This window comes from Heyndrickxia sp. MSNUG, from assembly GCF_049532715.1.
Taxonomy (GTDB): domain Bacteria; phylum Bacillota; class Bacilli; order Bacillales; family Cytobacillaceae; genus Mesobacillus.
The window spans coordinates 2,258,080-2,284,115 of the sequence record NZ_CP150978.1; the positions used below are offsets into that span (position 1 = coordinate 2,258,080).

Below are 26,036 nucleotides of genomic sequence, written 5' to 3' on the forward strand. Positions count from 1 at the left end.
CAAGGAATCCTTAGTGATTCCTTGGTCTTTAGCTAAACCTCTTTAAATTGATGGAGTGTGATGTAATTGAGTACCAGATTAAAAAAATTAAGAAATTGGATGGAAAATAAAAATATTGAGTCCCTCTTTATCCAAAGCTATGAAAACAGACGTTATTTCTCTCAATTTACTGGAAGCAATGGATACTTATTAATTACCAGTGATTCAGCAGAAATAATAACCGATCAACGTTACCAACATCAAGCAAAGGAACAGTCCATGGATTTTGAAGTAATATGCCATGGGTTAAATCCATTTGAGACAATCCAGAAAGTAATAGATAACCACTCCATAAAGACAATTGGTTTTGAATCTAATGAAATGACAGTTAATCATTTTAAAAACCTGGTTAACATGTTCCCAGACACTGTGTGGATTCCTCTTACAGAAGAGTTTCTGTCTATGCGTAAGATCAAAGAGAAGAAAGAAATAGATTTTATTAGAGAATCAATTTCATTATCAGACCAGGCATTTAAATCATTGTTACCGCTTATCAAACCGGGCATGACTGAAAAGGAAGTACTTATTGAACTTGATTATCTCATGGCTAAGTATGGGAATGAAGGTCCAGCTTTTGGAACGATCGTTGCATCAGATATTCGCGCAGCGTTTCCACATGCAGTACCCACAGAAAATACGGTTAAAAATAACCATTTTTTGTTAATCGATTTTGGTATGAAAGTAAACGGTTATATGTCTGATATGACCAGAACAATATGGGTAGGAGAGCCACCTTCGGATTTGATTTATTACTATAATTTAGTATCTCTGGCACTTGAAAAATCTATATCGGCTATTAGGCCAGGGGTCACTGCTGGAGAAATTGACCAAGTTGCGAGAGATGTATTCATAGAAGAAGGATTGGAGGAATTTAGTTTAAGAGGGTTAGGGCATGGAGTAGGCTTGCAAATACATGAAAAACCAAGAGTTGTAATGGATAGTAATGAAGTAATAGAGCAAGACATGTTGTTTACAATCGAGCCAGGTCTCTATTTACCAGGAAAAGTAGGCGTAAGAATAGAGGATATTGTTTTAGTTAATGAAAATGGTTGTGAGGTTTTAACAAAAACTAAAAGACACATACAAATCTAGGGGGGGTATATTTGGAGAACTTATTAGAAGTTAGAAATCTTAAAACTTACTTTTATAATGATGGTGTCGAGACCCCTGCTGTAGATGGTGTTTCCTTTGAACTGAAAAAAGGAGAAACTTTAGGAATTGTTGGTGAGTCTGGTAGTGGTAAAAGCATTACTTCATTATCCCTTTTACAACTTATACCTAAACCATACGGGAAAATAGTAGAGGGAGAAATAATATTTAAAGGACGAAATTTGAGAGAATTGAATGATAAGGAAATTCGGAAGGTTCGCGGTAATGAAATCTCAATGATCTTTCAGGAACCAATGACTTCTTTAAACCCAGTATATACAGTGGGAAACCAAATTTCAGAAGTGATTACTCTTCACCAGCACCTTAATCACAAGCAGGCTAAGGAAATAGTAATTAAACTTTTAAAAACAGTTGGAATACCAAATCCGGAAGACAGATTCAATCAATATCCTCATCAACTTTCTGGTGGGATGAGACAAAGAGTAATGATTGCAATGGCAATAGCTTGTAATCCGGATTTATTAATTGCAGATGAGCCTACAACTGCTTTGGATGTTACGACACAAGCTCAGATTTTGGAGTTAATGAACAATCTTAAGAAACAAACCAATACTTCAATTCTATTAATCACTCATGACTTAGGGGTTATTGCAGATTCTGCAGAAAAAGTAGCAGTCATGTATTTAGGGAGAATCGTTGAATATACAGATGTAGAAACATTTTTTGAGAACCCTAAGCACCCTTACTCGAAAGGGTTAATAAATTCCATTCCTAGTTTAACAAACAGGGTTGAACGATTGACCCCCATTCAGGGACAGGTGCCTCATCCTTCTTCAGTAAGGAGTGGCTGCCGATTTGCAGGTAGATGTGAACATGCTGTAGAGTTATGTCACAATTCAGAACCTCCGTTACTCTCTATTTCAAATCAGAAGGTGCGCTGTTGGATTTATTCAGCACAATGGGATATTGAGGAGAAGGGAGAGAAAAGTAATGGAAGAGAGATTGCTGCAGGTCGAGAATCTTAAGAAATGGTTCCCAACTAATGATTCATCCCTATTGTCTAAAGAAAAAAAATATGTCAAAGCCATAGATGATGTGAGCTTTTTTATCAATAAAGGTGAAACTTTAGGGTTAGTAGGTGAGTCAGGTTGTGGGAAATCTACAACGGGCAGAGCAATTCTAAGACTTATTGAAGCAACAGAGGGAAAGATTTATTTTGAAAACGAAGATCTAGGAATGCTGTCTTCGAGAAAGTTAAAAAAGCGTAGAAAAGATATGCAAATCGTTTTTCAAGATCCATATGCCTCATTAAATCCCCGTCTAAAGGTAAAACAAATTATCGAAGAACCAATGACTCTTCACTTAAAGATCTCAAAAAATGAAAGAATGGAAAAAGTGAAGCAGATTATGCATGATGTAGGTTTAAATGAATCATATCTAGACCGATATCCTCATGAATTTTCAGGCGGGCAAAGACAAAGAATTGGAATTGCCAGAGCTCTAGCGGTCAACCCTAAATTAATCATTATGGATGAACCAGTTTCTGCTTTAGATGTTTCAGTACAGGCGCAAGTATTAAACTTAATTCAAGATTTACAAGTGAAATATGGTTTGACTTATCTATTTATTACTCACAATCTTAGCGTTGTAAAGCATATTTCAAATCGAATTGCAGTGATGTATTTAGGTAAAATTGTTGAAGTGGCTGATCGCGAAGAGTTCTTTAGAAATCCCAGACATCCTTACTCACAGGCACTTATTTCTGCTATTCCAGAACCAAACCCTAAACTAAAGAGAGAAAGAATCATCTTAACAGGAGATATACCTAGTCCTATTGATCCGCCGAAAGGTTGCCGGTTCCATACACGGTGTCCATTTGTGATGGAGCAATGCAGATTGGAAGAACCCAAACTAGTTGATATAGGTTCAAATCATTTCGTATCGTGCCATATTTTAGAAAGCTAGAAATGGAGGGATTTTGTGAAACATTATGATGTGATAATTATAGGAGCTGGGATTATAGGAAGTTCTATTGCCTATTTTTTATCTAGAAAAGGCTGTTCTAATGTATTAGTAATTGATAAGGGAGGAATTGCTTCTGGCATTACAGGAATTTGCCCAGGTGGTATCAGGCAACAGTGGGGGACAGATATAAATTGTAGGATGGCTAAATATTCTACTGATTTTTTTCAGGAAATCAACGAGAATTTAGAGCCGATTCATGAAATAATGTATCGAAATGTTGGCTATTTATACACATTTCATTCAGAGGATGCAATCGATAATTATAAGAGCAATATTGTACTACAAAATTTAAATGATATTCCAACAAAGCTTATTACTCCAAATGAGGCAAAACAAATTATCCCTGGGATCAATGTAAATAGCTTTATTGCTGCCTCTTTTTGTCCAACTGATGGTTTTGTAGATGATGCATACCATGTAACGAATAGTTTTGCTGATGCTGCGAAAAGAAAAGGAGTAACTTTTATAAGTGATGAAGTTGAAGAGATTGTAGTAGAACAAAATGTAGTTAAGGGTGTAAGTTGTATAAACGGAAACAAGATTAGCAGTGATATAGTCATTAATGCCGCAGGCTTAGGGTCTAAAAGGATAGCAAAAACTGCCGGAATTGATTTGCCGATAGAGTTCGAGGTTAGGCGTATACTTTATACAAATCGTGTCGAAGAAAGAATTTTAGAACCATTGCTTGTTTCCTTTGAGAAAGGGTTTGCAGCAAAACAATTAACAGATGGCACCCTTTACCTTAGTTATTTAGGTAAGGATTTGAAGCCGCCGTATAATATGTTTGATTTTCAATATAAAGCAGCTGAAGTGGGTATGGAAATTTTTCCTCCATTAGAAAATGTAGTTTTTAAAACCCATGTAGACGGAACTTATGATAGTACACCAGATCACCAAGCTATTCTTGGAGATGTAGATGGACTTGTCGGATATTATCAAGCAGTAGGAATGAGTGGGCATGGATTTATGATGTCGCCTGCAATTGGTGAGGCCGTATCTTCAATTGTGTTAGGAAATCCTCCAATAAACAATATTGAAAGTTTGAATTATGGACGGTTTCAAAAAAACCAATTAATATTTGAACCAAGTGTTGTTTAGGAGGGGAAAAATTGAGTACTTTTTCTATTACATTTGTAGATTCTGATGTTACTTTAAGAGCCAAACTATTAACGGATCGGGCACCTGCAACAAGTATTGCTTTTGACAGTATTATAAAAAATGGCGTAATTGAAACTAGTGGTAAACATGCAATGTATACAGGGAAGGAAGTTTCGATTCAGTTACCGACTGATCAGTGCGAACAAACCCCCTTACATGATCCTGTGAAAGAAAATTTGACCTGCTTTCCACAACCAGGAGACATACTTTTTACATTCATGCCTGCATATTCATGGGGCGGTCTGCCGTCAGCTATCTATGATTTTGGGTTGTTTTATGGTAAAGAGTGTCGAACGTTTTTCCCGGCTGGATGGATACCAGGTAATTTATTTGCAAGAATTGTGGATGAAGATTTAGAAGAACTTGAGGAAATGGGCAGAATAATTCATTTAAAGGGTCAACAAAATATTTTAATCAAAAAGTAATGAATAAGCACTTCCATTGGTCGCCTAGACTGATAGAAGTGCTTATTTTTTATTCATTACCTAAAATAAGACTGACTATGAGTACAGTCAGTCAAATTATATAAATAGGGGGAACCCAAATTAAGGTGTTAGAATATTTTTTAATGATAATAGGGCAAGTTTAAGATCGTCTCTAGTGTTGTATATATGAGGAGCGATTCGGATGACATCCTTCCTAGCAGAAACAATAAAGCCAGCATCTTTCATAGTAGATTCAACTATATGAGCATCTTTAACAAAAAACGCGGTATTTGGTCCTTTTGCTGTTATGGAAGATGGACTCATTAATTGTAACCCTAGCTCTTCTGCCAGTTGTAATACATATGAGGATAAATCCTCCAGGTATGATTCGATATTTTTAATCCCCACTGTATTTATCATTTTTAAAGCTGCTTCAGCAACGTAAGCATTTATCACAGGAGGTGTACCAGTGTTGAACCTTTGTGCTGATTTAGCATAGTGTAACTCTGATAAGTTAAAATCAAAAGGTTTTTCCTGTCCGAACCATCCTGTGGTAGAGGGTTCTAATCTTTCAGCTATATCTCTCTTAATATATAAAAAAGAAATGCCAGGTACTCCTAATAAATATTTTTGCATTCCGGTTACTAATATATCAATGCCCATTTCTTCAACATTGATATCCAAACTTCCAGCAGATTGATAAGCATCAACAAATAGAAGAGCATCGTTTTGGTGTACAACATTAGAGATTGCTTTAATATCTTGTTTGAAACCATTATAGTAGGCGACATGTGGAATACAGACTAATTTAGTTTTATGACTAATTAAGTTATCATAATGATCCAGAGGGATTATATACTGTTCATGAGGAACAAATTTAATTTCAAATGACTTTTTCCTTTGTTGTGCTAATACTGCATGGCCAACACATGGGAAATCTAGTTCAGTTAAACATATTTCATCATTGTTTTTTAAATCTAGCGAGTGTAAAATAGATGAAATACTATCTGAAACGGATGATAGTATTGCAACCTCATCTACATCACAGTTTATCAGTTTGGCAAATTGTGTTTTTGCATTTTCTACTTTTTCCATCCACAGATCCCATGCCATCCCATAATCCAACAAGCTTTGTTTATACTCATCCATTGCATTTAAAACATCCAAAGATAGAGCACTTTGAGAGCAACTAGATAAAACAATCTTATTTTGTAAAATTGGGAATTGCGATCGTAATTTAGTTACATCGATATTCATAGGCTTACTTCCTTTCAATTCAAAATGGGGTGATTTTAAAATGAATAGTGACATCGTCCAAGAGTTTAATTTACTAAATCCGTGGTTTGATAACCTACCGTATAATTGGGTAGAATTATTTGATAAAGCGGAAGTATTAGCTTATAAAAAACATGAAATGATCTTTCGCCAAAATGAATATGGGGACTACATATTTTTGATTGAAACAGGAAGAATAAGACAGTTTCTTATTTCACCAAATGGAGAAGAAAAAGCCCTATCTATTATTGGTAAAAACGGAATTATTGGAGAATGTGCGCTTAACAGTGATTCACGATATGCTACAAATGCTATCACTGCCTCAAAGGTATTATTAAGGAAAGTTAGAAAACAAATATTCATAGAATTCCTCTCTCAAAAGCCTGAATATATCTTCCAGACTATTGATTTAATAACAAAAAAGTATAGGTTATTATGTTCCCAATCTCTTCAAGTTAGCTATATGAAAGCACTACCAAGAGTATGTGCAGCATTCATTCAGCTATCTGTACAATATGGAGAGGTACAGGAAGGAAACAAAGTAAAATTAACTCTTAGCTTTACCCACCAAGAGATGGCCAATTTACTCGGTACAACGAGAGTTACTATAGCAAATAACATTAGATGGCTTGAAGAAAGAAATTATATTAAGAAAGTCGGTAAAAATTACTGCATTAATAATCTGGATGATCTTGCTAAACTTGCAAATAACCAAATGATTCAATCTTAAATTCATTATAGATTGAAAATTCAGAAAAAGATGTAAAGTATTTGACAAATTTACTAATAACATTAACCTTACTAAAGTTTTATAATAAAATTGGTCAGGATTTAAGTCCCATTATTTAAGATGATGGGACGTTTTTAATAAACGAAAATGATTTTATCGTTACTGAAAAGATTATTAATTTACGTGAAATTTGTAATTTTCCAATGTTTGCTTTTTGTGTCCTAAGGAAATATGTAACACTTTTCGAATAAAATCCTGTATAAAATGAATTGGGCTACTTTTTGTCGCTGGGCATAAAGGAGTGGGTTATTAATTTTGTAGTTTTTAAAGTGAAATGTCATATATAAGAAGTAGTAGGGGTAATGAAACGGCTAGAGATTATATTTTATGATTTTATAATACGGTCCGATCCCTATTTCCCTTCTAATTTAATCGTCTTGCTGCCCATTCTCTTTATCTGTGGCAAAGCTTTCTCGAGTTCGAGAATTTTTATTTCCTTTCTCTTGGAACGAAGGCCAGTCCTGCTCTAGCTCAATTCCCGCTTTGTTAAAAACGGAGAAAATCACTTCTCCAACCGTTTTCGTAAACGTGTCACTAATTTCAGTCAAGATATTCCTCATGAAACCACTTCTAGAAATAAGCAATACTTTTAGTATTTGAATAGGGCGGAGGTTTATACCTATGTTGTTATGGACGCGCAGAATAGTATCATATAATTCGTAAAAATGCTGGTGTAGTTGTCAACCTATTCGTTTCACTGAAGATTTTATTAATTTATATAAAGATAGTTTACCAGTGAATTATTGTGGTTGTTCTTAAAGGACTTTTTGAACTATCCTAATTATTTTGATCATTTGGTATTATTCCTAAGGAGCATATTGGGAAATTTCTCTCCATCATTTACTCTTTTTTGAAGGGAAACGTCTATTTTTTTAGATGAACACTGGCCGGTAGTTAAATTTTTTTTGATAATCTCGGTTTTATCGACTCTTTTCCCTAAAAATCCTTCGTAAAATGTTTACACCAAGTGTTAGATAGTCCCCTTTCAACAAAACCTTTCAAAATATTCATACAAGGTTTTACAGAACGAATATTTTCCCAATGTTATAGTTTTATTTGCATAAAAAAAGGAGGAGTTATATGAAAAAGCTTAGATACGTTTTATTGGTTATTCTATTACTTTCATCATTGTTGCCTGCATCTTTGAGCCTTGCAAGTGGTAAATCCAGTTCATTGGTGATGACGGTTGTGTTATCTAACAATAACGATCTACATAAGGTTAGAGCAGATATTGAAAAAAGTGGCGCTAAGGTAGTGAAACAAATGAACGAAATTGGCGTTCTTCAAGTTAAAGGGAGCGCAGATTTGCTAGAAAAACTTCAAAGAGTTAAAGGTGTTCAATCTATTGGTCCTGCGATTATGATTAAGTATCCAGTGACGAAAAAAGTTTCACTAAACCAAGCTATATTGGATAAGCGAGTTCAGGAAAAAATGAATCCAGATCAGTTAGAAAAACTTCTGCAGCTATCTTCTTCATCAGGAAGTTCCATACTTTCCGGTACTAAACAGGATAGTGGAATTATTAAACCTGATCCTGAAGAACCTGAGGAGACAGAACCTTTCTTATACGAAACGCTTCAATGGGATATTAAGCGTGTCACCAATAATGGGAAAAGCTTTGAGACTGAAAAGGGAAATCATAATGTTGTTATAGGCATTATTGATACTGGTGTGGATGTAGACCATCCTGATCTTAAAGCTAATTTGCTTGGGGGGCGGAATTTTGTCCCTGCGTATGATGGAGGGATTCTGCAATCTGACCAAACAGAGACAGGTGATCCACTAGATATTAATGACAGGAATGGACACGGGAGTCATGTAGCAGGGAGTATTGCTGGTAAAGGGCTCATTCTTGGTGTTGCCCCGGAGATTGGATTTAAAGCATACCGTGTATTTGGTGCAGAAGGCGGTGCTAGCACTGCTACTGTGTCAGAAGCGATTGTGGGTGCTGCTGACGATCAAGTTGACGTGATCTCGATGAGTCTTGGAGGTTACTCTGTTCTAGGTAAAACATTATGGAAGGACCCTTCATCCGGTAAAATCTATAATTTAGGTAATGAAGTAGCTGATTTTCAAATGTATAAAAGAGCTGTTAAATATGCTGTTTCCAAAGGTGTAACAATCGTTGCAGCTGCAGGTAATGATGGCCTGGATATTACAAACCGGAAGGAAGTTACTGAGTTTCTAAATCAAGAATACGGACCTGATGGATATGTTTTTATCGGTGCAGGAGTAGAGACGCCGGGTACAATTCCAGGTGTCATCACCGTTTCGGCAACAGGTCCACAAGATCAGATTGCTTCATATTCAAATTATGGTGAAGGAACAATTGATGTAACGGCACCGGGTGGTGATTACGGGAGATACCCTAACGGTGACTGGTACTTGGATATGAACCTAAGCTCAGACAATCAAGGTGGATATATATTTATGGCAGGCACCTCAATGGCTACTCCGAAAGTGTCTGCTGTGGCTGGATTATTGATTGCTCAAAATGGAAAGATGTCTCCAAGTGAATTGTCAACGATGCTTAAGAAGCGTTCAGAGGATATTGGGAAAGTAAGTGAAGATCGATTTTTTGGTGCAGGAATGGTTATAGCTCCAAACCAAGGTGTTGAAATGCCGGATTTTGTTGAGTGGCAAAAGAATTTTGGTGGAGTCGACCAGGAAAAAGGAACGAAGATGATCGCTACTACGGATGGTGGAACCCTTGCGATAGGGTCCTCTATGTCTTATTCAACAGGAGGTTTTCCCGACTATGATATCTTTGTTGTGAAGACGGGACCAGATGGACGGGTTGAATGGAGACATGTGTTTGGAGATTATTTATTGGATTGGGGTAATGATATTGTTGAAACAAAGAATGGGTATTATGTAACAGGATATAAGGGGACACCTGCAGAAGGTGAAACACAGTCAAAAACGGATATTTTCCTGGCCAAAATTAATAAAGACGGCTCCATCGCATGGGAGAAAATGATTGGCGAGCAGGAGAAATATGAAGGGGCGAATAGCCTGATTGCTACACTGGACGGCAACTTGATTTTTGCTGGAAACAAGGAGGGAGAATCTGAAGGAGAAAATATGGCCTATGTAGTCAAGGTTGACACAAATGGGCTTGTTCTCTGGGATAAAACATTCGATAGCCAAACCTCCATAACCACTGACCGCATTATACAAACCAAAGACGGAGGCTATATTATTGCGGGAGACATCATGTCAAATGATCCATCTAGGAAAGAGGAATTTTTCTTAATGAAAATTGATTCACTAGGGAACGAGGTATGGAGAAAGTTTATGGGAACAGAGGCTAGAGATTATTTATATGATCTAATCGAAAACGAGAGCGGCGAGATTTTAGTAACAGGGGAGCACTATACATTAGAATGGAAAGGTTGGGAGATTGAAGAGAGCCATCGTGGATATTTGGCCAAATTCACTCATGATGGACAGCTGGTTTGGGAAAAAACAATCGATAATGGCGGAAACAATATTCTGCATGAATTCATTAAAACTCCAGATGGTCATTATAGTGTAGTTGGATCTATCCAGAATGAAGAAAACTATGATATCCATGTAATAAAGGTAGATGAAAATGGAGAGATCTTAAAGCAAGTGAGCTTTGGCGGAATTGGGTACGATCGTGCAACGTCGGTTGCAAAGTCCACAAATGGTGGATATTACATTTTTGGAGATAGCTCATCATACAGTGCAGGCAATGAGTATGATGATGATTTCTATTTAGTAAAAGTAAAAGCATCTCTTTTAGAATAGAACTAACTTGCAGCGAAGAGATGATGACCCTATTGAATCATAATGGAGTGTATAAAGTATTACTATACTAAAAAGAAAATAAGAACTATTAAAATCGGAACTGAAATCGATGTTTCACAAATGCAAAGCGATGTTGAAACAGAGAATCTTCCATGGTTAATTTTATAATTATGTCCCGGCAAAAAATCAGAAAGCTGTAGAGAAATAAAAAAAATGAATATTACCATTTGAAAGCACATGGTAGCTTGTCTATCATGTGCTTTTTTTTGGTACAAATTTAGTTATTAAGTTATTAAGTCTATCTTAACTATTGCAAAATATGTCGTTTAATATCATATCTTGAATCTTCAAATAACTCAATTTGCATTAGCATTTACACCGAAAGTTCTACTAAAACTTAAGGGTTATGGCCGTGAAGTTAAAAGGGTTTAAAATTTTATTTAATTTATTTGTTTTTCAAACAGTTTTCGGAGTCAAACATACAAACTTATTCAGTATATCAATTTCAGAAGGTGGACTTTGGGTTTAATCATACTTCTGATCATTCAAAGGTATCTCAAAATAACACTAAGATTATTAGAGAGTAATAGATTATATATAGCTAAATAATATTGTTTTTATAATATTAAAAATACTCTAAAAATAAACTTTACAACCTTTTCGCCCTGTTATATAGTGTTACCAATATCTAGCGGATAGTGAAGGGGTGGTATTTTGATTCAAAGTGTTAACAGTTTACAATCGACATTTTTTACGGGAAAGGTAGTTTTAGTTACAGGTGCAGCTCATGGGATCGGCAAAGGGATTTGCAACGCTTTCCTTAGGCACGGAGCAACAGTAGTTGGTACGGACATATTGGATCAGGAACTTGCGGAAGTGAAAACGGAGCTCAATGAGTTGCTTGAGTTGAATAAAAAAAGCAACCGTTTTGATACATATACATGCGACATTACAGAAGACAAAAGAGTGAAAGAGCTGGTGAAGTTCACGGTTCAAAAATTTAAGAAGATTGACATCCTGGTCAATAATGCTGGAGGTGTATGTGGGCAAATCCATCAACCAGTGGAAGAAGTGACGCCTGAGCAATGGAGAAAGATATTTGCGGTTAACCTGGATGCCGCGTTCTATACGACAAAAGAAGTTGCTCCATATATGAAAAAGCAGAAATATGGGCGGATTATTAATATCTCAAGTGGAGCAGGGAGAAGCACTAGTCTGACTGGAATACAGGCATACGCCAGTGCCAAGGCTGGCCAGATTGGCTTTACAAGACAAATGGCTCAAGAACTCGGTCCATATGGAATAACGGTCAATAACGTAGCGCCTGGATTTGTCATTTCCAATCCCTCAACGAAGAAGCAGTGGGAAAGAATGACAAAGGAAAAACAAGCAAATCTAGTCGAATCGATTTCAGTTAAACGTCTCGGGGAACCTGAAGATATTGCTCATCCGGTTCTGTTCTTTGCCTCAGACTTTGCAAGCTATGTAAGCGGGCAAACTATATCAGCAGATGGTGGACAACAACTTTTTTAGGAGGGGTCGAATGGAAATCACAGTGATTGGTGCAGGCGCGATTGGCGGCGTGTTGGGAGCTCACCTAGTGAGAGCAGGCAACAAAGTAACTTTTTGCGATAAAGATCAAGAACATGTTGATGTGATGAATCGTCGCGGTCTTAGAATTGAGGGGCCAGATGAAACGTTTACCGTAGAATGCGATGCTTATACGCCAGAGCAACTCGTGCTGAAAAAGTCTGTTTTAGACACGGTTTTCCTTTGTGTAAAAGCACAGCATACAAAAGAAGCCCTAAAGCCATTCATACCATTGATTGGGGAAGAAACTAAAGTTGTATCCTTCCAAAATGGACTTTGTGAAAACGAGATTGCCAGCCTGATAGGAAGAGAAAAAACGATTGGCTGTTTTGTAAATTTTTCGGCAGACTACTTAGAGCCGGGCAGGATTCTTTATGGAGGAGTTGCAGCACTATATCTTGGAGAGTTGGATGGGAAAATCAGTCAACGGGTTAAGGATTTGCAGGAAATCCTCCAATGTTGGGGGCCGGCTCAGGTTACGGATAACATTTGGGGCTACCTGTGGGGGAAAATGTCCTACGCTGGACTTTTATACGCTACGGCATTAGTTGATGAAACAATGGCAGCTGTTGTTAGAAAAATGGAGCTGAGGGAAACATTGATGGAACTTTGCTCAGAAATACTAGAGGTTGCGGATAAAGAAGGTGTTAAGCCAATCGGTTTCGATGATTGGGTCCCAGAGTTTGTCTATCCTCGAGATACTCGGGATCAAACAGTTCTCGATCATCAGCTGGAAAAGCTAGCCCAAAGAATGGCTGCAAACAAGAAAACGAAAAGTGGAATCTGGAGAGACTTGGCTGTCAGAAGAAGAAAGACAGAAATTGATTCGCAATTAGTCCCTATCTTAGAAATAGGAGCTTATCATCGTATTCCGATGCCACTGACAAGTTTGCTTGTGTCTCTCATCAAAGAGATAGAAAACGGTACGATTCAAATGGATTGGGATCACTTATACAAATTAAAAGAACAGTATGAAAGCGGAGAAAAAATATGCATTTAAACCATGAAAATCTTTCCGACCATGTAGCTAAAATCATCAGGAAAATGATCCTGAACGGGTCCTTGAAGCCTGGCGAAAAAGTGAATCAGGCCCAGCTTGCAGAAAGCCTCAATATATCACGCGGACCGATAAGAGAGGCTCTGATGTTACTGCAAAATGAAGGGTTGATCAAACATGAAACAAATAAAGGCACACATGTAACCACACTTTCTTCTCAGGATGCATATGAGATTTATACTCTTAGGGCTTTGCTGGAAGCAAAGGCAGCAAGCCTTGCAATTCCTCATTTAATAGATAAGGATTTTAGCAGGCTGGAGTCGCTATTGGAAGAGTTCCAACATGCTATGGAAGAGAAGGACTTAGAAACAGAGGCAAAGTGTGATATAGATTTCCACCGTGTGATCGTCAGTGCTTCCAGGCATAAAAGATTGATCCACATGCATCAGCAGCTGGATACGCAGGTAGGGGCCATGTTTTTGACAGTTGCTAACAAGCTTCCTGCGAGGGCAGCTCTTGTTGTAGAAAACCATAGAAAACTACTGGATGCTTTGAAGTCAAAGGACACAGATAGAGTCAGCAGGGAGTTTTCCGATCATTATGTTCACGCACTGAATGAACTAAAAGGGGTCAAGGGCCTTCTGACTATATAAGGGTGGTGTTTTTATGTTGCTAGAACTGCATGATGTATCACTATCTCTTAAGAGAGATGGGAAATACGTGAAAATTTTAGATGAGGTCTCTCTCCAGGTAAATAAAGGCGAGACAGTAGGTATTGTCGGTGAGTCAGGCTGCGGAAAAAGCATGACCGCTTTATCGATCATGCGCCTTTTACCTGAAAAGGCAAAGCTTGAGGGTGTCATTAATCTTGATCGTGATGATGTAACTTCCTTTTCGAAAAAGAAAATGGAGAAAATCAGAGGCAATAAAATGGCGATGATTTTCCAGGATCCGCTGACGTCATTGAATCCTCTTCATACTGTCGGCAGGCAAATTGAAGAGACGCTAATCCTTCATACGGATTTAAATAAGGAGCAGCGTAAAAAACGTGTCATAGAGCTGTTAAATGAAGTCGGCTTGCCGAGAGCAGGGGAAATCGCTACAGAATATCCACATCAATTATCTGGCGGTATGAGACAGAGAATCATGATTGCTGTTGCCATGGCATGCAACCCGAGCCTATTGATTTGTGATGAACCAACAACTGCTTTGGATGTAACCGTACAAGCACAAATCCTTGATCTAATGAACCATCTTAAAGAGGTTAACGAGATGGGGATTATCATGATCACCCACGATCTCGGTGTAGTTGCAGAGGTTTGTGACCGTGTTGTTGTGATGTATGCTGGCAAAATTGTAGAGCAGGCAGAAGTTAAGGAGTTATTTTTGAATCCTAAGCACCCTTATACAAAAGGTCTGCTTGAATCAATCCCGAAATTAGGGGTTAAAAAAGCAAAGCTTGGATCCATTCCTGGAATGGTTCCATCACCAGATAAAATGCCAACGGGCTGCCGCTTCTTTGATCGTTGCAGTTCAGCAATGGAAATCTGTAAAGGTAAAACACCTCCATTGAGCAGTGTAGGAGAAGATCATACAGCAGCTTGCTGGCTATACGAGGAAAAGGGGGGAGAATTGAATGGCTCTTCTGGAAGTGAAGGACTTGAAGCAGCACTTCACAATTAAAAAGGGGTTTCTTGGTGAAAAGAAAAAAGTTAAAGCCGTTGATGGAGTAAGCTTCCACATTGAGCAGGGGGAAACATTAGGGATTGTTGGTGAATCTGGTTGCGGGAAATCAAGTTTGGGCCGTACAATCCTCCAGTTAATAAAACCAACATCCGGTGATATCTTTTTCGGCGGAAAGAATATTACCCATCTACCGAGAAAGGAAATGAAGGAGTTGCGGAAGGATATGCAAATTGTCTTCCAGGACCCTTATGCCAGCTTAAACCCCAGGAGCACGGTTCGTTCGATCCTTGAAACCCCGCTGATCGTTCATGGTGTAGGAAATAGACAGGAAAGGTTGAAAGTTGTTGAAGGCCTGATTGATAAAATCGGCATTCGCAAAGAACAGCTCGACCGCTATCCGCATGAATTTTCTGGCGGACAGAGACAAAGGATCGGAATTGCAAGGGCACTCACTTTGAATCCGAAACTAATTATCGCAGATGAACCTGTTTCTGCACTTGATGTATCGGTCCAGTCGCAGGTTCTGAATCTTATGGTGGATCTTCAAAAGGAATTTAACTTGAGCTATATGTTCATCTCGCATGACCTTTCTGTTGTACAGCATATTTCCGACAGAGTAGCTGTTATGTATTTGGGGAAAATCGTCGAAATTGCGGACGTTGATGAGCTATACAGGAATCCGCTGCATCCTTATACCAAGGCACTGCTAACAGCCGTACCATTTCCGGATCCAACAAAAAAGCGAGACAGAATCCTTTTGCAAGGAGACCTGCCAAGCCCGATCAACCCTCCGACAGGCTGTGCATTCCATACTCGCTGTCCAGTAGCAACACCTGAATGTAAAGTGGAAACTCCTGAGCTCAGGGAAAAAGTGATGGGACACTGGGCATCATGTATTCATGTGCACGCAGAGCAGATTACGAAAACAAAAATTCATATTTCATAACCAAAAAGGAGGCGGGATAGGTGGACGCACTTCGTTACACGGTAAAAAGGATTCTGCTCATGATACCAATATTGATTGGTATAAGCATTTTGACTTTCTTCATCTCGAATACCATCCCAGGTGATCCAGCTCGTTTGGCTGCAGGTCCATACGCAGATGCGAAGGTAATCGAAGAGCTGCAGGAAAAAATGGGCCTGAATGATCCTGTATATGTTCAATATTCCAATTACATGAAAAATTTGCTTCAAGGTGATCTTGGAAACAGTAATTATTCTCATCAGCCCGTGATGAAGGATATCAAACAATATTTTCCGGCAACTTTAGAGTTAACTTTTTTTTCAATGTTTATCACGATTTTAATCGGCATTCCTTTAGGGGTCATAAGTGCAAGCAAGAAAGATAAAGCAGCTGACCAATTTGCCAGGGTCATGGCACTCATAGGTGTGGCCATGCCGGCATTCTGGCTGGGAATTATCTTTCTATTATTCTTCTATTTAAAACTTGGGGTTTTACCTGGTTCAGGACGGTTAGATACAGGACTGGTTCCTCCAGAGACTATCACTGGGATGTACACAATTGATGCTCTTCTGACTGGGAACTGGACGGTGTTTAAATCAGCTGTGATCCATTTAATCCTTCCTGGGATTACGCAGGCTGCCGTAACAATCGGGATGATCACAAGAATGACGAGATCATCAATGCTAGAAGTGTTAAGAAGTGATTATATTAGAACGGCCTTTGCCAAAGGTGGATCAGAAAAGCGAGTACTTTACGGCCATGCATTAAGGAATGGGATGATGCCGATCATGACGCTTCTTGGCATGACCTTTGGCCATTCGCTCGGCGGAAGTGTGCTCGTTGAGTCGGTGTTTTCGTGGCCAGGACTTGGCAAGTATGCAGTCAATGCCATTACATATCTGGACTTTCCAGCTGTGATGGCCGTCACCATTCTGATTGCCGTTCTGTTCATTCTCGTAAACCTTATCATCGATATACTCTATCAGGTTGTCGATCCTCGACTTAACTATGATTAAAAGGAGGCAATATAAGTGGTTAGACGGATTTTACAAAGTCCTTTAACAGTGTTAGGGATTTTCCTGGTAGTAATGATTATTATTCTAGCCATATTCGCTCCATGGATTGCCCCTAAGGATCCGCTGGAGGTAAATTTGGGACAAAAATTACTTCCTCCCAGTTCCGATCATTTGTTCGGTACGGATGAAGTAGGAAGGGATATACTAAGCCGGATTATCTTTGGAACTCGGATTTCTTTAAAGATTGGATTAATGGTCGTTTTGATTTCTTTTCCAATCGGCACCATCCTTGGTGCAATAGCTGGCTATGTAGGTGGTATGGTCGATCAGGTAATCATGAGGCTTACTGACATTTTCCTCAGCTTTCCAGGTATCATCCTGTCGATGTCCATTGCCGCAGCCCTTGGACCATCGATTGAAAATGTCCTCCTGGCATTAGCGATCACATGGTGGCCGTGGTACACAAGGATTGTCCGGTCGTCTGTCCTGTCAATCAAGAACTCTGAGTTTATAGAATCAGCCAGGGCGATCGGAGCCAACCCTTTTAGAATTTTATTTAAAGAAATCATTCCAAACGCGATTGCTCCAGCAAGCATCCAGGCGAGCCTGGACTTAGGATTCGTCATCTTGGCTGCAGCTGGTCTAAGTTTTATCGGCCTGGGAGCACAGCCTCCATCTCCTGAGTGGGGAGCTATGCTATCATCGAGCAGGGAAATTCTGCGGGATGCCTGGTGGGCAGCTACCTTTCCCGGTTTGGCGATCCTGCTGACTGTCTTAGGTTTTAACTTATTGGGTGATGGCATGAGAGATTTGCTTGATCCTAAGAATAGGTAATTATATTTCTTTGAAAGGGGTGATTCCTGCTTTTAAAAGCTTTGCAAGTAAAAAAAATTCCACTAAAAATCTGGGGGGAAAATAATGAAAAGGAAGAGTATCTTATTTAAAGTGATGACCATGGCGCTGATTCTGTTACTTGCTTTGACTGGATGTAATAAGTATAACCAGGAGACGACAACACCGGCAGAAGGAAAGAATGAAGAAAAGAACGAAACGCCAGCGGAACCACAGGGTTCGGGAAATCCAGAAGTCTTCAATTTCGCCACCAACCAGGATATACCTCACCTTGACCCACATGGCACTGCTGCTAATACATCGTTTCGTGTAACCTACATGCTTTATGATCGTCTCGTTACTTATGATGGAACAGATACTGAAGTCAAGCCTCAACTTGCTGAAAAATGGGATGTTTCGGATGATGGCTTGACCTACACATTCTACTTGAATAAGGAAGCTAAATTCCATGATGGTACCCCTGTTACGTCGGAAGCTGTTAAGTATTCCTTCACTCGTGCGATTGATATTGGAAAATCTGCTGCTGGTCAATTTAATAAGGTTATCACAAAGGATAGCTTTGAAATAGTGGATGATCATACAATCAAAATTACTCTCGAGAAACCATTTGCCCCATTCATCAAAACACTTGGAACTGTGTTTGCCAATATCGTCAATCCGAAACTTGCTGAAAACCATGGCACTGATTTAGGTGAAAGTTACCTTGCTGATAAGGAATTCGGCTCTGGTCCATACATTCTTGAAAGCTGGGATCGCGGCCAGAAAATGGTTTTAAAAGCAAATGAGAACTATTGGGGAGAAGTACCTAAATTAAAAACTGTCAATATCATGATTGTCAACGAACCTTCAACTGCAAGATTAATGCTGGAAAAAGGCGAAGTAGATTTGCTGGATTACTCTATGCTTTCTCCTGATGTAATGAAGCAGATGGAAGGTACAGAAGGTATCGATATCATCACACAGCCTGGATACCAGATTGATGATATTGCGATTAATATGGAGAAGAAACCTCTTGACAATGTGAAGGTGCGACAGGCATTGGCGCACGCTGTAAACTACGATTCTATCAATAATGATATTCTTCTGGGTGCTGGAAAGCGTATCGGCGGAATCATCCCTGAAGGAATGTTTGGTTATAACCCTGATGTGAAGCAATATGATTTTGACCTTGATAAAGCAAAAGCACTTCTAGAGGAAGCGGGACTCGGTAAAGGTTTTGAAACGGAGATCCTGATTTCTGAGAATAATGAAGTACGTAAGAATATTGCGGTCATGATGCAATCAGACTTTAAAAAGATTGGTGTTGACTTGAAAATCAAGACACTTGCATGGCCGACATTCCTGGAGACTGTTACTTCAGGAGGTCATCAGTTAGCACTCGCAGCATGGACACCGGATTATGCTGACCCGGATTACAATCTTTGGTACTTTGCACATTCTTCTAGTAAGGGCCCTGGATTCAACCTTGCATTCTATGAAAATAACAAAGTCGATCAGCTATTGGAAGAAGGCAGAAAGACTGTCGATGAAGGCAGACGAGAGGAAATTTACCAGGAAATCCAGGCAATCATGAGTGAAGAGGTTCCGTATATCTTCCCTGCACAGCGTCTTGTTCAGGCTACTCAAAGAACCTGGGTAAAAGGGTATGAAATCAATCCGATGAACACTTGGTATGTACCGTTCCAAAAGATGACGAAAGAATAATTTCATTAAAGCGACCGCAGGACTTTATCGTATGCGGTCGTTTTATTCAATCAGATTCACGAGGAAAGACAATTTGGAATTTTGGGTACCTGGAGGATGGCGAGATTTTCCTCTTCTCCTGGTGACAGAACAGGCGATCAAAATAAAAGAGTCTATCTGGCAATAGGTGATGAATGATGAAAAAGTGGTCTGAATAGTAAGCTTCCGATTGGACTGAAGCTTGTTGGTAGACGTTTTGAGGACAAAAGACTGATTGAAGCAGCAGTGAATTTAGAAAGGCTGCTAGGAAAATCAATGAAGGGAATCAAAATCAATGTCTGATATTTTAAAATACCTTAAAGAGCACAGCAACTACATCACTGACACTTTGATTAGGTTGACAAAGGCTGAATCTCCATCCCATACAAAAACTCTCGTGGATAAGTGTGGTGAAGTACTGCAACAGGAATTTGAGAGTCTTGTAGGCGGTTCCGTTGAAATGATTGAAAAAACGGAAGTTGGCAACCAATACAAATTTACATATGGAGCAGGGGATGAAGAAGGGCAGATTTTGGTGATTGGCCACATGGACACTGTGTGGGATGTGGGCGCACTGCCAATAAGGCAGGAAGGAAACCTTCTTTATGGCCCAGGGGTTTTTGATATGAAAGGCGGTCTCGCTATTACACTCTGGGCATTAAGGGCATTGAAGGAAACCGGTTCCCAGCTGAACAAGCAAATCACCTTCCTTGTATCAACAGATGAAGAAGTGGGAAGTGCCCATTCGAAGGAGATCATCCTCAAGGAAGCTGGAAAAAGCTCGTTAGTATTGGTTCCGGAATCAAGTATCGGACCGGATGGGGCAGTAAAAACCGAAAGAAAGGGAGCAGCACAGTTCCTGATGAAAATTGAAGGGATTGCTGCGCATGCGGGGATCAATGCCTGGGATGGTGCCAGTGCAATTGAAGAGCTGGCTCACCAAATACTAGATTTGAAGAAGCTTGAGAACCGCGATGAAGGAATTTCAGTGAATATCGGGGTAGTGAAAGGCGGAACCCGCGGGAACGTCATTGCCAAAGAAGCTGTAGCAGAGATCGATGTTCGCATCACCAAAAAGGCACAGGCGGAAAAGATTACTGAAGCAATCTTGAACAGACCAGTTTTTGTAAAAGGAACAAAGGTCGAGGTATTTGGGGAAATTGACCGCTACCCTCTTGAACGGACAGAGGCAGTGATTCAATTATATGCAGAGCTAAAGGGAATTGCTGCCTCACACGGATACGACCTTAGGGAGGGATCATCCGGTGGAGCAAGTGATGGCAACTTCACCGCAGGTCTTGGCATCCCAACTATTGATGGCCTCGGCCCTCTTGGGGATGGAGCCCACACAGAGAGGGAACATGTTAATCTAACAAATCTTCCGTACAGGGCAGCTCTGATGGCTGAAATTATCCTGAAATATGCAAACAAATAAAAGGGGTGTTTAGAAACATGTACATGATGGATTTAACAGCCTCAAAATTCAAAGAAATTAAAGCATCCGTAGACACTGTTTTATTGCCTATTGGAATGATTGAAATGCATGGACCTCATTGTTCGCTTGGAACGGATGTGTGGATTCCCCGGGAGTTTGTCCGCCGGCTTGATGGCATGATTGGAGACAGGGTATTAATGGCACCTGAAGTTGCTTATGGTCATTCTTGGGGTCTTGCCCCATTTGAAGGGACAATTGATATATCGGCGGAAGCTTTTTCCCAATACGTCTACGAAATCGGAAAAGAGTTTCACCGGAATGGTTTTGAACAAATTGTTCTGTTCAATGGACATGGAGGAAATATCCCGAGCTTAACGACTGTTGCCGAAAAGCTTGCTGACTTAGGGATGAAGGTTTTAACTATCAATTGGTGGGTGGATTACCGTGAGCAAATCTTAGAAATCACCAATGGACCCGGCCATGGAGGAGAAGATGAGACTTCATTGATTCTGGCCATTGATGAAAAACTTGCTGACCCAAGTCTTGCTGGTGACCACCAGGTAAAAATGAATCCGAAAATCAAATTTGAAAAATCAGGGAAGAAGTTATTTAAGGATGGCTATTTAGGAAATGCAGGCGCAGCGACAGCCGAAAAAGGCGAAAGATTATATGAAATGATGCTGGAACTAGTTTTATCCGATATTGAAGATCTATGGAGGGTGGCATATGAACCAGTCAATTAAGGAGGAAAAGAAGATGATGAGATGGACGGACGAACCAGTTGGGGAAAAAATCGTTGATATTGTTGTCAGTTTGAATAAACAAGCACAAAAATTACACAGCCAGGAGGTTGCAACAGCAAGTTACAGTCAAGTGAAACCAACGCTTACCAGCTTTGATGACATTTCTGATGCTTTGGATAAGGCAGAAAGCGAAATCAAAGCGAAAGAAGGGCATGAAGGAGAATATTTGAGAGCAATGTTGAACGGATTTCGTTATTTTACTCGGAGCCTGCAGGGCGACAACGTTCCATATGAAGAACTGATTGCGAACATTCAGGAGTTGCCTTCCACCTTAATTACAGATCAGCAGCTCGAACATGCCAGGGAACTCGTTGAGAAAGGATTGACAGACCTGGGGTACAAAGGAAGCTTATTTGAAAAGGCAACAGCCTGGCGTTCTGATACATTGATTTACCCTGAACAGGTGACAACAGTAGCTGAAAACTTCCGTGAAAACAGCAAGCAAGGGACATTGAAAAGGGTTATTGGACTTCCAGAAGAAGATGGAATTGATTGGATCAAGCCGATCAGGGGAGTGTTCTGGAGCGGATATTCCAAATATACCGGCAGCTTCCGCGGAAACTTAACCTTCAATATTGACCGCCCCTGGACAGAGCCCATCCTGGCACAAATCATGACACATGAAGGTTATCCAGGGCACCAGGCGTTCTACTGTCGCTGGGATTACTTGTTCCAGCAGGGAAAGCTTCCACTTGAAGCTTCGTATTACTTAATCAACAGTCCTACCAATGCATTGTTTGAAGGTGGTCCAGAAACAGCCCTGAGCTTTCTCGGCTGGGACGATTTAAATGAGGTAACACCTGGTGTAACAGATGAGCAAAAGCAACAGTATCTGCTCGCAAGGAATTATCTAGACTATCAAAGGATGTTTACCACTAATGCCTGCTTTATGTATAACCTTGGCCAGGTATCCAGGGAGGAAGCGATAGATTATTTAATCAACAAAGGCGGAATTACCGAAATTGAAGCAAACAATGCCTTCCGATTCTTCTCAGATCCTATACAGAAAACCTATTTCCCTTGCTACTACTATGGTCGTTGGATGGTAGGAAACGCCTATAAAGAAACTCCCAAAGAAAAACGATCAGAATATTTTTCTATTCTGTATGACACTCCTCATACTACAAAAACCTTTATCAAAGCGATCAGCAAGCTGCACGGTGTAGAATTTGATGCTTTTAACACATTGAAACAATAAAAATGGAAGGTGAGGCTTTTTAGGAGCTTCACCTTCTCTAAATTTAATATTTTCCTCAAAGGGAGATCGTCAATATGATCGAATTAGAATACTTTACAGAAGAGGACATCCCACAACTTATAAGCTGGATTGATAGTCCTGAATTCTTACTACAATGGAGCGGGTCAGGATTTTCCTTTCCGCTGACGGACCAACAGCTCATTAAGTATTTGAAGGAAGCAAATAAAAAAGGGTCAGAGGTACATGCTTATAAGGTTATTCACCTTGAATCATCGAGGGTAATCGGGCATATTTCCCTTGGTTCTATCAATCTGCATAATAGGACAGCAAGAATGTGCCGAGTTCTAATTGGTGATTGCGAGATGAAAGGCAAGGGGTTAGCTCCCTTAATGGTCAAAAAGCTTTTAAATATAGCATTTGTACAATTTGGACTTCATAAGGTAAGCCTTGCTGTATATGATTTCAATACTCCAGCTCTTAAACTCTATCAGAAAATGGGTTTTCAAAGTGAGGGACTTATAAGAGAAGCTTCCAGGATTGGTGAAAATTATTGGAGTTATTATGAGATGAGTATTTTGGATCGAGAGTGGCATTCAGTAATAAATAGTAATGGGAGGGAGAACATTGGAAAGGTTGACAGGGATTGAAAGGGAAATAATATCCCAAATTGATGCTAATCAACTAATGGAATATAACAAGGAAATCGCCGAAGAGGTAAGGTTGTCAGGATCTGAAGAAGAGCTACGAGCCTTCAATTATGTCCAAAAGATTCTTCAGAGCTTTGGATTAGAGACTGAACTCTCTTTTCACGAAGCGTTTATTTCTCTTCCTGGTAAGGCGAGCTTAAAGGTGGGAGATATCAATCTGCCTTGTATTACCCACTCCATGGCACCGTCCACTGAAGTAGGCGGGTTAATTGGAGAATCTGTTTATATTGGTGTGTTTTCGGATGATAAACTTGATCTTTGTTACGGCAAAATTTCTGTTTTAGAAGGTATTGCGAGTCCAGTGGTTTTAAAAAAGCTCTGGGAAGCGGGAGCTATTGGAGCCATCTTCATTAATGGACCTTTTACACATGAAATGATTGTTTCGACTGTCTGGGGGAGTCCGACTGCCGATACTATTACCCAAATGCCGAAGATTCCTGTCATTTCAGTAAATGATGATTCTGGTGAAATCCTAAAAACGTGGATTGACGAAGGGAAGGGCCAGGTAGAACTACATACCGAGGTTGAAACGAAATGGACAAAAATCCCCACGTTAATCGCCGACATTAAAGGTAAAGAGGAACCAGAGCATTTTGTTTTATTCAGTGGACATATCGATTCATGGCATTACGGAGCCATGGATAACGGGTCTGCGAATGCGACTATGCTAGAGGTGGCAAGAGTGCTTTCAAAATATAAAGAGCAATTGAAAAGATCGATCCGTTTTGCTTTTTGGTCAGGACATTCACATGGAAGATATGCTGGATCTCAAAACTACTGTGATCATCATTGGGAAGAAATCAACGAAAATTGTGTCATGCATTTTTATATAGATTCTGTCGGAGGCAAAGGAGCTACCATCCTGAGCGAAAGTAACTGTATGAGTGAAACGAAGGAGATAGCAGCTCTCTATGTGAAGGAGATAGCCGGTCAGGATTATATTGGAAGCAGATATGGGAAATACGCTGACCAATCTTTTTGGGGAGCAGGAGTTCCTTCCTTATTTATGGGAATGTCGGAACAACCATTATCTAATGACCCTTTATCCCAAAAAGTGTTTCAAGTATTTGCAGGAAAGGAGGCAGGAGGCTTTGGCTGGTGGTGGCATACAGTTGAGGACACAATCGATAAAATCGACCCTGCAAATTTAAAGCGAGATTGTGAAATCTATGCTCTCTCAATCTATAAAGTTTTGACCGATCCTATATTGCCAATTAACCAGTTGGCTGCGGTACGAGAAATTAAAGATACTATCAAAGAGTATCAGGCGACTGCAGAAGATAAAGTCGATTTGGTTGTAACTTTGGAACGCTTAAACGAACTTGAAGAAGTTCTTTTGAAAGCTCAATCTACTCTCTTGCCATCTGAAATGTCGGTAGTAGTTCAGAAAGAGATTAATAAAAGAATTATGGAAATCTCGCGCAAACTTGTTCCTCTTAATTATGTGTGTACTGATATTTTTGAGCATGATGCGGCTATTGGTTTATTGCCAATTCCCGCACTTTCCTCAATTAATAGAATTGCTGCATTGGAGAGGGGAACACATGACTATTTTTTGCTGAGCACATCAATAATTAGACAGATTAATAAAGTGAATTATCTTTTAAAAAGTGCACTAAAAGAAGCTTACAACTTATTGACTGTTAATGAAAAAAGGAGTGAAAATTATGTCGGCAATTAAAAATAAAATCGTTATTATTACAGGTGCCAGCAGTGGGATCGGTCGTGCAACTGCTGTGAAATTAGCAAGTGAAGGAGCGAAAATTGTTCTTGCTGCAAGAAGGGAAGAACGTCTGCAGGAGCTTGCACAAGAGATTAAGTCACAAGGAGGTACTGCGGTCTATAAACTGACAGATGTAACATCACTGGAAGAGGTTCAAAGTTTAGCGGAATTCGCACTTGAACAATTCGGCAAAATTGATGTGCTGTTCAATAATGCAGGAATTATGCCACTCTCCTATATGAAAAATAATAGAGTCGAAGAATGGGATCAAATGATTGATGTCAATATAAAAGGAGTCCTTCATGGTGTCAGCGCTGTGCTTCCTTATATGCTTAAAAGTAACAGTGGCCATATTATTACGACATCATCAGTTGCCGGTCACGGTATTTTCCCTTCAGGTACTGTTTATTGTGCTACAAAATTCGCAGCAAGGGTGATTATGGAGGGGCTGAATAAAGAACTGACTAAAACAAATATCCGGACGACCACGATTTCGCCTGGTGTTGTAGACACAGAGCTACCAGATCTTATAAACGATGAAGAAGTTAGGCCAATTTTTGAGAACCCCGATCTCCCTTCCATAAAAAGTGAGGATATTGCCAACGCCGTTTTTTATGCACTATCACAGCCTGCTTCCGTTGCGGTTAATGAAATCATTATCCGGCCGACTAATCAGGGGTAAATAAGACATCATAATTCTTCCTATGCCGTTCTGTTAAAACATAAACAATATTTTCATCTCTGGTT

23 protein-coding genes are annotated in these 26,036 nt (G+C 39.6%); 21 read left to right on the forward strand and 2 right to left on the reverse strand.

Going from position 1 to position 26,036, the window contains the following annotated elements:
- Positions 1-66 precede the first annotated feature (66 nt).
- From AABM38_RS11260 to AABM38_RS11280, 5 genes are read left to right on the forward strand one after another with little or no spacing between them, the layout of a single operon-like run.
- The gene (locus tag AABM38_RS11260; RefSeq protein WP_423410461.1) at positions 67-1,131 is read left to right on the forward strand and encodes a M24 family metallopeptidase; all 1,065 of its coding nucleotides are present in this window, start codon (positions 67-69) and stop codon (positions 1,129-1,131) included.
- 11 nt (positions 1,132-1,142) lie between these two features.
- Positions 1,143-2,174, forward strand: coding sequence for an ABC transporter ATP-binding protein (locus tag AABM38_RS11265; RefSeq protein WP_423410462.1), 1,032 nt, complete (start codon positions 1,143-1,145; stop codon positions 2,172-2,174).
- Positions 2,140-3,114: an ABC transporter ATP-binding protein gene (locus AABM38_RS11270; RefSeq protein ID WP_423410463.1), complete on the forward strand. Its 975-nt coding sequence runs from the start codon at positions 2,140-2,142 to the stop codon at positions 3,112-3,114. Before AABM38_RS11265 ends, AABM38_RS11270 begins: the two co-directional genes overlap by 35 nt.
- Positions 3,115-3,129: 15 nt before the next feature.
- Positions 3,130-4,272 carry an NAD(P)/FAD-dependent oxidoreductase gene (locus tag AABM38_RS11275; protein WP_423410464.1) on the forward strand — a complete coding sequence of 381 codons (1,143 nt, stop codon included), beginning with the start codon at positions 3,130-3,132 and terminating at the stop codon, positions 4,270-4,272.
- 11 nt (positions 4,273-4,283) lie between these two features.
- A complete protein-coding gene (locus AABM38_RS11280) occupies positions 4,284-4,757 on the forward strand; it encodes a DUF3830 family protein (RefSeq protein ID WP_423410465.1) in 474 nt (157 codons plus the stop codon).
- Between the two features lie 120 nt (positions 4,758-4,877).
- On the opposite strand, the gene AABM38_RS11285 is transcribed toward AABM38_RS11280, so the two are convergent.
- A complete protein-coding gene (locus AABM38_RS11285; RefSeq protein WP_423410466.1) occupies positions 4,878-6,014 on the reverse strand; it encodes an aminotransferase class V-fold PLP-dependent enzyme in 1,137 nt (378 codons plus the stop codon).
- A 40-nt stretch (positions 6,015-6,054) separates the two neighbouring features.
- Between AABM38_RS11285 and AABM38_RS11290 the strand changes: the two genes are divergently transcribed.
- Positions 6,055-6,762 carry a Crp/Fnr family transcriptional regulator gene (locus AABM38_RS11290; RefSeq protein WP_423410467.1) on the forward strand — a complete coding sequence of 236 codons (708 nt, stop codon included), beginning with the start codon at positions 6,055-6,057 and terminating at the stop codon, positions 6,760-6,762.
- A 428-nt stretch (positions 6,763-7,190) separates the two neighbouring features.
- Here AABM38_RS11290 and AABM38_RS11295 read toward each other — a convergent pair whose 3' ends face one another.
- The gene (locus tag AABM38_RS11295) at positions 7,191-7,370 is read right to left on the reverse strand and encodes a hypothetical protein (RefSeq protein WP_423410468.1); all 180 of its coding nucleotides are present in this window, start codon (positions 7,368-7,370) and stop codon (positions 7,191-7,193) included.
- Between the two features lie 532 nt (positions 7,371-7,902).
- Between AABM38_RS11295 and AABM38_RS11300 the strand changes: the two genes are divergently transcribed.
- From AABM38_RS11300 to AABM38_RS11370, 15 genes are all read left to right on the forward strand, one after another.
- On the forward strand, positions 7,903-10,596 hold the full coding sequence (locus AABM38_RS11300) for a S8 family peptidase (RefSeq protein WP_423410469.1): 2,694 nt from the start codon (positions 7,903-7,905) through the stop codon (positions 10,594-10,596).
- 714 nt (positions 10,597-11,310) lie between these two features.
- Positions 11,311-12,129: an SDR family NAD(P)-dependent oxidoreductase gene (locus AABM38_RS11305; protein ID WP_423410470.1), complete on the forward strand. Its 819-nt coding sequence runs from the start codon at positions 11,311-11,313 to the stop codon at positions 12,127-12,129.
- A gap of 10 nt (positions 12,130-12,139) precedes the next feature.
- On the forward strand, positions 12,140-13,186 hold the full coding sequence (locus AABM38_RS11310) for a ketopantoate reductase family protein (protein ID WP_423410471.1): 1,047 nt from the start codon (positions 12,140-12,142) through the stop codon (positions 13,184-13,186).
- Positions 13,177-13,836: a GntR family transcriptional regulator gene (locus AABM38_RS11315; RefSeq protein WP_423410472.1), complete on the forward strand. Its 660-nt coding sequence runs from the start codon at positions 13,177-13,179 to the stop codon at positions 13,834-13,836. Before AABM38_RS11310 ends, AABM38_RS11315 begins: the two co-directional genes overlap by 10 nt.
- Positions 13,837-13,849: 13 nt before the next feature.
- Entirely contained in the window at positions 13,850-14,866 is a 1,017-nt protein-coding gene (locus AABM38_RS11320; protein WP_423410473.1) for an ABC transporter ATP-binding protein, read from the forward strand.
- Positions 14,820-15,815, forward strand: coding sequence for an ABC transporter ATP-binding protein (locus AABM38_RS11325; protein ID WP_423410474.1), 996 nt, complete (start codon positions 14,820-14,822; stop codon positions 15,813-15,815). Before AABM38_RS11320 ends, AABM38_RS11325 begins: the two co-directional genes overlap by 47 nt.
- A gap of 20 nt (positions 15,816-15,835) precedes the next feature.
- Positions 15,836-16,849 (forward strand): ABC transporter permease, encoded by a 1,014-nt coding sequence (locus tag AABM38_RS11330; RefSeq protein ID WP_423410475.1) that lies wholly within the window; start codon positions 15,836-15,838, stop codon positions 16,847-16,849.
- A gap of 15 nt (positions 16,850-16,864) precedes the next feature.
- Positions 16,865-17,683 (forward strand): nickel transporter permease, encoded by an 819-nt coding sequence (gene nikC / locus AABM38_RS11335; RefSeq protein ID WP_423410476.1) that lies wholly within the window; start codon positions 16,865-16,867, stop codon positions 17,681-17,683.
- Between the two features lie 84 nt (positions 17,684-17,767).
- The gene (locus AABM38_RS11340) at positions 17,768-19,405 is read left to right on the forward strand and encodes an ABC transporter substrate-binding protein (protein WP_423410477.1); all 1,638 of its coding nucleotides are present in this window, start codon (positions 17,768-17,770) and stop codon (positions 19,403-19,405) included.
- A gap of 313 nt (positions 19,406-19,718) precedes the next feature.
- Positions 19,719-20,858, forward strand: coding sequence for a M20 family metallopeptidase (locus AABM38_RS11345; protein WP_423410478.1), 1,140 nt, complete (start codon positions 19,719-19,721; stop codon positions 20,856-20,858).
- Between the two features lie 17 nt (positions 20,859-20,875).
- Positions 20,876-21,601, forward strand: coding sequence for a creatininase family protein (locus AABM38_RS11350; RefSeq protein WP_423410479.1), 726 nt, complete (start codon positions 20,876-20,878; stop codon positions 21,599-21,601).
- 13 nt (positions 21,602-21,614) lie between these two features.
- Positions 21,615-22,859, forward strand: a complete 1,245-nt coding sequence (locus tag AABM38_RS11355; RefSeq protein WP_423410480.1) for a hypothetical protein — start codon at positions 21,615-21,617, stop codon at positions 22,857-22,859.
- Between the two features lie 74 nt (positions 22,860-22,933).
- Positions 22,934-23,506, forward strand: coding sequence for a GNAT family N-acetyltransferase (locus AABM38_RS11360; protein ID WP_423410481.1), 573 nt, complete (start codon positions 22,934-22,936; stop codon positions 23,504-23,506).
- Entirely contained in the window at positions 23,484-25,247 is a 1,764-nt protein-coding gene (locus AABM38_RS11365; RefSeq protein ID WP_423410482.1) for a M28 family peptidase, read from the forward strand. The genes AABM38_RS11360 and AABM38_RS11365 overlap by 23 nt, the downstream gene beginning before the upstream one ends.
- Positions 25,234-25,971, forward strand: coding sequence for an SDR family oxidoreductase (locus AABM38_RS11370; RefSeq protein WP_423410483.1), 738 nt, complete (start codon positions 25,234-25,236; stop codon positions 25,969-25,971). Before AABM38_RS11365 ends, AABM38_RS11370 begins: the two co-directional genes overlap by 14 nt.
- Positions 25,972-26,036: the final 65 nt, after the last annotated feature.